Origin of the sequence: Microbacterium sp. GXS0129 (genome assembly GCF_044769785.1) — a bacterium.
Lineage (GTDB): Bacteria > Actinomycetota > Actinomycetes > Actinomycetales > Microbacteriaceae > Microbacterium > Microbacterium nymphoidis.
Genome location: NZ_JBIZVZ010000008.1, coordinates 1 through 8,114 on the forward strand (window position 1 = coordinate 1; position 8,114 = coordinate 8,114).

At 63.0% G+C, this 8,114-nt stretch carries 6 protein-coding genes and 1 pseudogene; 2 read left to right on the forward strand and 5 right to left on the reverse strand.

Annotated elements, in window-relative coordinates; genetic code table 11:
- Window positions 1–1,004 precede the first annotated feature (1,004 nt).
- On the reverse strand, window positions 1,005–2,228 hold the full coding sequence (gene tet(33), locus ACIQJ5_RS17315; RefSeq protein WP_074690335.1) for a tetracycline efflux MFS transporter Tet(33): 1,224 nt from the start codon (window positions 2,226–2,228) through the stop codon (window positions 1,005–1,007).
- 38 nt (window positions 2,229–2,266) lie between these two features.
- On the opposite strand from tet(33), the gene ACIQJ5_RS17320 reads away from it, so the two are divergent.
- The gene (locus ACIQJ5_RS17320) at window positions 2,267–2,836 is read left to right on the forward strand and encodes a TetR/AcrR family transcriptional regulator C-terminal domain-containing protein (RefSeq protein WP_010154754.1); all 570 of its coding nucleotides are present in this window, start codon (window positions 2,267–2,269) and stop codon (window positions 2,834–2,836) included.
- Window positions 2,837–3,156: 320 nt separating this feature from the next.
- On the opposite strand, the gene ACIQJ5_RS17325 is transcribed toward ACIQJ5_RS17320, so the two are convergent.
- Window positions 3,157–3,501, reverse strand: coding sequence for a hypothetical protein (locus ACIQJ5_RS17325; RefSeq protein ID WP_064846259.1), 345 nt, complete (start codon window positions 3,499–3,501; stop codon window positions 3,157–3,159).
- Between ACIQJ5_RS17325 and mobF the strand changes: the two genes are divergently transcribed.
- A complete protein-coding gene (gene mobF / locus ACIQJ5_RS17330; protein WP_220492092.1) occupies window positions 3,500–6,028 on the forward strand; it encodes a MobF family relaxase in 2,529 nt (842 codons plus the stop codon). The genes ACIQJ5_RS17325 and mobF overlap by 2 nt on opposite strands.
- 157 nt (window positions 6,029–6,185) lie before the next feature.
- On the opposite strand, the gene erm is transcribed toward mobF, so the two are convergent.
- From erm to ACIQJ5_RS17345, 3 genes and pseudogenes are all read right to left on the reverse strand, one after another.
- Entirely contained in the window at window positions 6,186–6,947 is a 762-nt protein-coding gene (gene erm, locus ACIQJ5_RS17335; protein ID WP_130108831.1) for a 23S ribosomal RNA methyltransferase Erm, read from the reverse strand.
- Window positions 6,948–7,214: 267 nt separating this feature from the next.
- The gene (locus tag ACIQJ5_RS17340) at window positions 7,215–7,589 is read right to left on the reverse strand and encodes a hypothetical protein (RefSeq protein WP_402845623.1); all 375 of its coding nucleotides are present in this window, start codon (window positions 7,587–7,589) and stop codon (window positions 7,215–7,217) included.
- Window positions 7,550–7,927 (reverse strand): annotated as a pseudogene (locus ACIQJ5_RS17345) (transposase family protein); the annotation flags it as partial. The pseudogene ACIQJ5_RS17345 and the gene ACIQJ5_RS17340, both read right to left, overlap by 40 nt.
- Window positions 7,928–8,114: the final 187 nt, after the last annotated feature.

Consider the following 8,114-nt stretch of genomic DNA (forward strand, 5'->3'; position numbering starts at 1 on the left):
TCGTAACTAGTGGTTCAAGGGGCTGGCGGTGTGACCGACAACCCCTGACCTGTCTGATTCGGGACTCGACATGCCCCAAACTCTAACATGCCTTCAATGGCGAGCGGTCTGGACAGATACTTCTTGAATCGGCACGGTGTCATTACGGGCGGGGGCCAGAACAACGTCCCTGGACATCACATCTAGATGGCGGTCGTCTACAGCGGCGCAATCTTTTAACCAAAGTGGACAGCGCGTCCGCGATCAGTCCCCGCTCCCCTGATCGTCGAAGGCAGTAGCGTCGTGACGGTTTCGATGCGCGTGATGATCGCGAGGGATGGCTACAAGCACCTCCTGCGCACGGTCGCGGCCAAGGACGACGACCGCGAGCCAACCCCGTAGGGCCGGCAAAGTAGTTGCGTTTCGATCGGGTAGTTTCTGCGGTTCCCAGATTACGGGCTTAAGGGTCGTTCGTGCTGTCCGCACAGGCCTCAGTCAACCTGCGTCTCGATGCAGTAGCGTCGCAGTTCTGCGATCATCGCGGTCTTGGGGGTGCTGACGAAGCGGAACGCATGGCTGAAACGGACGCGCATTCCTCCAGCCTCGAGGTAGCCGTCGCAGGAAGCGCGTCGTCCGTGGGTGACGACAGAAATGACCTCCACCCGCTCGGGAGAACGGCGGGCGCACCTCTCGGGCTGCACTGGGGCCGCTGTGTGTGGATTTCTCGATGAGCGTCCAGCTCATGTCATCGGCAAGCCACTCGGAGAGGGCCTCCAGCTCTCCCTTGGCCCGGTTCACAACGAAGTCTCCGTCAACGCACTTCCGTGAAGACTCATGGTGCTATGGCTCGATCCGATGCGCCCGGCCTTTCTCCGCGATCGGCACGCACATTTCGATGGGTCTATCAGGCTCCCAGCTGACCTGTCCTTGGTAGATGATGCCGAGTTTCCCGGTGGCGCCGTCTCGCTAGTCGGCCATGGCGAAGCAGTGTCGCCGCCGTGTTGCTCCTGCTCACGTCTCACAACTCACATCGAGTCGCCGCTCGCCCATGAGCCGAACTTCGGGGACGCTGCTGTACCACGCATGATGAGAATCACGCAGGGCACGTAGAGTGCTGCGGCGCAGAGCCAGAGGAAGCCGTCGGCGTTGATGTAAGTGAGCGCGAAGATCGTTGTGAAAGCGACCGGTCCGAAGATCGATGTGACGCTGTTGATGCTGGCGAGCACACCCTGGAGGCGCCCTTGGTGCTGTTCATCGACGCGCTGGGAGAGAAGGGTTTGCAGAGCGGGGAGGCCGATGCCACCGATCCCCAGTGCCGCCAAGATAGGCGCCATGGAAAATGCGTCAGTGACAATCGCCAGGCCTACGAGACCCAAGGCGTCGGTAACACACCCGATGATGACTGTTTTTGCCTCACCGATCCACTCCACGATGCGGCCAGTAAGGAGGGCCTGCACGAGAACCTGTACGATCCCGAAGACGGACAGGGAGATTCCAACTTCGACGGGACTCCAGTCGAGGCGGTGTTCAGTAAACAGCACCCAGGTCGCACCTGGAGCCTGCCCAATGAATTGAACAAGGCCGAATGCGACTAATAGGAAGGTAATCCCAGGCACCGCGCTGAGGCCGGGGCGACCACGATGCTGAGCGAGCGACGCAGAGCGCGCAGGGGAATCAGGACGGGTCTCGCGTAACAAGATAAAGGTGAGTGCCAGATTGCTCGCTGAGAGAAGAGCAGCGAGCAAAAACGGCAGATGTGGCGAGATGGCACCGAACAGTCCACCCATGGCTGGCCCCGCGATCATTCCGCCGCCATAGCAGGCACTGAGTAAACCGAAACGCTTGGCGCGCTGGTGGGGTGGCGTGATGTCGGCGATCACGGTGGCGGTGACCGCATTGGTCGCTCCGGTTATCCCAGCCACTGCACGGGCGATATAGAACACCGACAGAGCGGATGTCGTGGCGAGCACGAGATAGTCGACGGTCGCACCGGCCAGGGAAACAAGCAGCACCCGGCGGCGGCCGAATCGGTCCGACAGTGTTCCCAGTACGGGGGCAAAGATGAACTGCATTACCGCGTAGAGCGCGATCAGCACTCCGACGTTCAGCGGAACCGCATCAGCGGTGACCCCTGCCTCGTGTAGCAGTGCGGGGAGAATCGGCATCACCAGGCCCATGCCGGCGGCGTCGAGGCTAGCCGTGATGAGGACCGTGGCCAACGAGCCACGAGCGGAAGTGAGAGATGACACCTTATCAACGATAAAGTTATCGATGATAAAGTGCAAGCATGGCTCAGAAACAAGCGCGACTCGATCGTGCAGCAGTCTTGCGCGGTGCGAGGCATGTGCTCAATAACACGGGGATCGACGGTTTCACCACGCGGGCGCTGGCTGCGCATCTGCGGGTGCAGCAGCCAGCGCTCTACTGGCACTTTCGGACAAAGGGCCACCTGCTCGGATCGCTCGCAGCTGATGTGCTTGATCGCGAACACCACGCCTCACTCCCAGAGTCAGGGGAGCGCTGGGACGACTTTCTCCTGCGCAACGCGCGGAGCTTCCGGACAGCGCTTCTGGCAGTCCGGGATGGAGCACGGCTGCACGCAGAGTTTCACCGTCAAAAGAGTGACCAGATGCCAGCGGGCTCGGATGCCCCCGAAAGTCAGATCGAGTTTCTCGTGTCCGAAGGATTCGCTGAGGTCTCTGCGGTCCGAGCTCTCATGGCTATCAGCCGCTATACGGTCGGTTTCGTACTAGAAGAACAAACAGCGCTCGACAACGGATGTGAGCCTGTCGATCAAGACCTAGATTTCGAGTTCGGGTTAGTTGCAATGGTTGAAGGGCTGGCATCAAAGCGATGAGGGATGCTCGCGCTTTGGGTCTCTGCGTCAGTAAGGTCAATCCTTTCCCGCTCCCGCAGCAGCTCCTCCGCGATACTGACGTTTTGCTCATGGCTACGGAGCTCACTAACGAGCAAATCAGGGACCGTATGCATGTCGCGTCGCGATCGCGGAACGGCACATCAGCAGCATCTTCACCATGCTCGACCTTAACGAGCGCACAGGAAACAAGCGCGTCATCGCCGTCCTCGAGTACCTCAAGAACTAAGCGTCGAGTGCGTGACCGGCGCGATGACCATAGGTAACGGCGGTTTAGCATCGGTGCCGCATCTTGACACGACTCAATCCGCGACAGCTAACCTCCGCATATGGAGTTCGACGGAATGGAGATCCCCGACGATATCGAGGTCACGGTCTGGGGGAGCAACGAGCACCGGCTCTGTAACGTCTGCCGCGCAGAATGCGACCCCGAGCCGAGCGGCGCCGACGGGTACGGCGTGTGAATCGTCTACGTCTGCCGCGACCACGGAGTCCAATCCGTCGTGGACCCATTCGAGCATCTCCGTTGAAGCGCGCTCTTCGCTATCTCCCTGCATTGACGCAAACATCGCGCTCTCCGCCTTCCGAGGGTAGATCCCAAGATCTGCGGCGCACCTGCCCAGTGTGACGATCTCGATCAGGGTCATGACCGCTGGGGACGGGTACCGGTACCTGCTGAACGCAGTTGTCGCTGGCGACGGGGATCGCGATGCGTCGTCAGCGCTGACAAGGTACTACCTTGAAGCAGGAACGCCTCCCGGCATCTGGCTCGGGGCCGGCCTCCCAGGACTCGCCGGAGAGATCGCCGTCGGTGCCTCGGTGAGCGAGGAGCAGTTACGGCGCCTCATGGGGCACGGGCAGGATCCGAACAGCGGCGAGCAACTGGGGCGTCCGTACCGAAAGTTTGCCACCGCGGGCGAGCGGACGCAGCGCCGCCTCGATCAGCTCCCGAAGTCCCTTACCGCAGGTGAGCGTACCGCGCAGCAAGCGCTGATCGAGGCGGAGGAAGCACAGAAGCCAACGAATGCGCCGGTCGCAGGGTTCGATCTCACGTTCTCGGTCCCGAAGTCCGTCTCGACCCTCTGGGCAGTTGCCGACGGCGGCACGCAAGCACTCATTGCCCAAGCTCACCACGCAGCGATCCGAGACATGATCGCCCTACTCGAGCGCGACGTCGCGATGACCAGGGTCGGCGCGAAAGGGGCGCGTGGCGCCGTCGCGCAAGTCGACGTGCGGGGTGTGATTGCGACTGCCTACGATCATTACGATTCTCGGGCCGCGGATCCACAACTCCACACGCACATTGTCGTCGCCAACCGCGTGCAAGCAGCTCATGACGGGAAGTGGCGCACGCTCGATTCTCGCGCTATCCACGCCGCCGTCACCGGCCTATCGGAGCATTACAACGCGGTCCTCTCGGACCATCTCACTCAGATCCTCGGCGTCGGGTGGGAAGCCCGTGAGCGCGGTGCGGGGCGCTCCACGGCGTGGGAGATCGTTGGCGTGCCGCAGGAGCTGATGGACGAGTTCTCTTCCCGTACTCGCGATATCGAGCAGGTCAAAGACCGGCTGGTCGACGACTACGTCTCGAAGCACGGGAGGCAGCCGTCCCCGAAGCTGGTGTGGCAGTTCCGGCAGCAGGCCACGCTCGAGACTCGGCCCCCGAAGCAGCAGCACTCTCTCAGCGATCTCACCTCCCAGTGGCGAGAACGCGCGACCGCGTTGCTGGGTGAGGACGCGCCAACCTGGGCGTCGGCACTGCTCGCCGGTAGTGAGCACGAACCGTTGCTGCGGGCAGACGATATCCCGTTGGAGGATCTCGAGGAGGTCGCCGAGGTCGTGGTGCAGCAGGTCGGTGACCGGCGAGCGACGTGGAAACGGTGGAACCTCCACGCGGAGGCCGTGCGACAGACGATGGCTCTCCGCTTCGCGTCCGCGAACGACCGGGACGTCATCACCCAGCAGATCGTCGATGCCGCAGAACGGGTCTCGCTGCGCCTCACTCCGCCCGAGCTCGCGAAGAGCCCCTCGCTGTTTCGTCGCGCGGACGGGTCGAGCGTGTTCCGACCCAAAGCCGGAACGGTGTTCTCCTCCGAGCAGGTGCTCGCGGCAGAAGACCGACTCCTTGGCGCGTCGAATGATCGGTCGGCGCCGACCGTACCGCTGGCATGGATCGAGGACGCTGCCAGAACGAAGAACCGCGACGGGCACACCCTGTCGGTGGACCAGGAGCAGGCGATCGCGAAGATCGGCGTCTCCGGCCGCGTCCTCGACGTACTCGTCGGCCCCGCAGGGACTGGGAAGACCACAACGATGCGTGCCCTGCGCCGAGCCTGGGAGCGACGCTACGGGCCAGGCTCGGTGACCGGGCTCGCGCCCTCGGCCGCTGCCGCCGACGTCCTCGCCGGGGATCTGGAGATCGGGACGGAGAACACGGCGAAGTGGCTGCATGAGCATCGCCTCGGGAAATGGAACCTCACGCGCGGACAGCTCGTCATCATCGACGAAGCCTCCTTGGGTGGCACGTTCGCGCTCGATGCCATCACCAGTCACGCCCAGCAGGTCGGCGCGAAAGTGCTGCTCGTGGGCGATTGGGCGCAACTCGCAGCGGTGGACGCGGGCGGCGCGTTCGGGATGCTCGTGCGTGACCGCGGCGACGCCCCGGAACTGGTCGATGTGCGTCGCTTCCGAAACGACTGGGAGAAGCAGGCGTCCCTGCAGTTGCGGATCGGCGACACCGACGTCATCGATACCTACATTGCGCACCAGCGCGTCACGCCGGGCGGATATGACGAGATTCTCGAAGCCGCCTACCAAGCCTGGCGCACAGACCTCGCAGCGGGAAAGAGCACGGTGCTGATCGCGGAAACCCTCGACACGGTCTCTGCGCTCAACACCCGCGCCCGCACCGACCGAATCCTCCAGGGCGACGTCGCTGTGGACGGCGTCAAACTCCATGACGGCAACGAAGTTTCCCGCGGAGATCTCATCATCACCCGCGAGAACAATCGGCGCCTCTCGCTCGGGCGAAGCTGGGTGAAAAACGGCGACCGCTGGCACGTCGCCCATGCGAACGACGACGGATCCCTCACCGTGCGGCGGGCAGGATCGAAGCGGCGCACCACGATCACGCTGCCCGTGAGCTACGTCGCCGAGCACGTCGACCTCGGCTAGCCGAGGTTCCCCAAACACACTCACCTGTGAACGTGCGCGTGCGCGCGGTTCTATTCTACCGGTCGCCGTGAGGACGCTCACGCGACCGACTCGTCATCGCGGGCCGAGAGACCACGAATCGCGAAAGTTGTGTCGTGCATGGTGGCTCTGGGGGTGGCTACTCAGGTATCGCGTTCCAGATTCCGGCCCACTGCTCCGGTGTCAGGTCCCTCGGCAGTGCGCGTGTATCGACGCCGCACTGCCTCAGGAGTTGCCGGGCTCGGCCGGGGTCGATGTGGCTCGCGTTCGCGATGACACGGTCGAGGGTTCTGCCTCGGCCGGTGAATACCGCGCGTACGAACTGTTGGTACCGGGTGCGCTGCGAGCCGGGAATCAGCGGATCTTTGCGCCTGCTGATCTGGATGATGCCGCCATCGACGCTGGGGCGTGGTCGGAAACCCCAGGAGGGAACCCGGCCGTGGAGGTCGAAGGTGAACCAGGGCGCGGTTTGTGCGGTCAACATGGTGGAGCCACCGATCCCGCAGCGTTTGCGGGCGACCTCCCATTGCGTAAGGAGCACCGCCTGAGTCCAGGTGCCGACGCGGAGAAGTCGGCGCAGGATCGGGGTGGTGAGATGGAAGGGGATGTTCCCCACGATCACGGGGTGGTCGAGAGGGACGGTGAGCGCGTCGGCGTGATTGATTTTCACATCCGGCAGCGCGCGGCGGAGGCCAGCGATCCGGTGCTCATCGAGGTCAATCGCGGTCACCGGCCTGCCGAGCTGGGCGAGAGGTCTCGTGAGTGCGCCGTCTCCAGCGCCAAGTTCGAGTATCGGCCCTTTCGTCGCGGTGACTAGAGCGGTGATCTTGCTGATTGTGGGTGTGTGGATGAGGAAGTTTTGGCCGAGTTCGTGGCGGCCACCGTGGGATGAACGAGGCATGTTCGCGCTCCAAGAAAGAAAGGATGGAACGCCTCGGAAACAGGGCAGAGCGCAGACGGAGAAAATGGATGCGCAAAATCGCCGTTCCGAGACGCGAATGGTCTCTCGGATGGACGACGCGCGAAGCGTTCAGCGAGGCGCGCCGTCAGGCGCGGCGGTCGCGAACAGCAAGCGTGTGCGTCACAGCGAACACGCAAATCAAGTTACCCATGCCGATCATCTTACCCGATCGCAGCACAGAGTTCATCGGAGCAGCAAACCCGGGAATCACAGGCCGCGTGCTGGCCCGTCACGACCTGGGTCGCTGCCGGGGGTGGTGCGCTGGAACGGGTTGAGTTGCCGCTCTCGCTGCTCCAACAGCCGTCGTGTCTGTTCCTGCTCGGCCCGCTTGGCTGCAATGATTCGTGCAGCGTCGTTGACTGAGAGGTTGCGGAGTTCGTCGGCTTCGGCGCGCGCCAATGTTGCTCGCGTGAGGGCGTCTCGGGCGGCACGCTGTGGGTTGACGGTGCGCATTCCGAACTGATCGCTGCGTGCTTGCTCGGTTCCAATTTCACGAGCCAACAATGCGAACCGTTCTTGCTTGTGTCGCCGCGAGGTTTTTCCTCGGTCGCCGCGCTCTTCGACGTCACCGTTGCCAGCCACGCGGTCTGGTCATCGAAGAACCTGGTGTGCCCAGCCCCATGACGAGCCCAGGGCACCTGCGCAACCGTGACCCCATGCTCAGCGCAGCGAACCCTGGGGGCTTCGGCCTCGAGATACGTTGGCACTGTTCCAAGATCGAGAGCCCTCCAGCGTCTGCGCCCCTCACCCTGGTCGTAGCGGCCAGCGACCGCGCCGCATCTCCCGCAGCGGGGTTTCAATCTCTTCGAGGGGCGTACGTGAGCGGTCACGATGCCCGCATCATCGTCATACTCGATGGTCTCGATCACGGTCGTCTGCTCGACTCCGAGCACACGCCGCCATAGGGTAGTTTCTTGCACGCCGTTCTCTGGGTTCGGTTTTGGAGATTCAACACCTCAGAACCTAGACCAGGAACGGCGTGTCCTGCTCTCAGCACGCTCAACCCACCCACGGATCAGTCACAAGAGCCGGAAATGGCGCCACTTGAAATCCGTCATCGTTCCGTCCGTCCAATCTCCGCCAAGCATGCTCAAGCTTCACGATTTT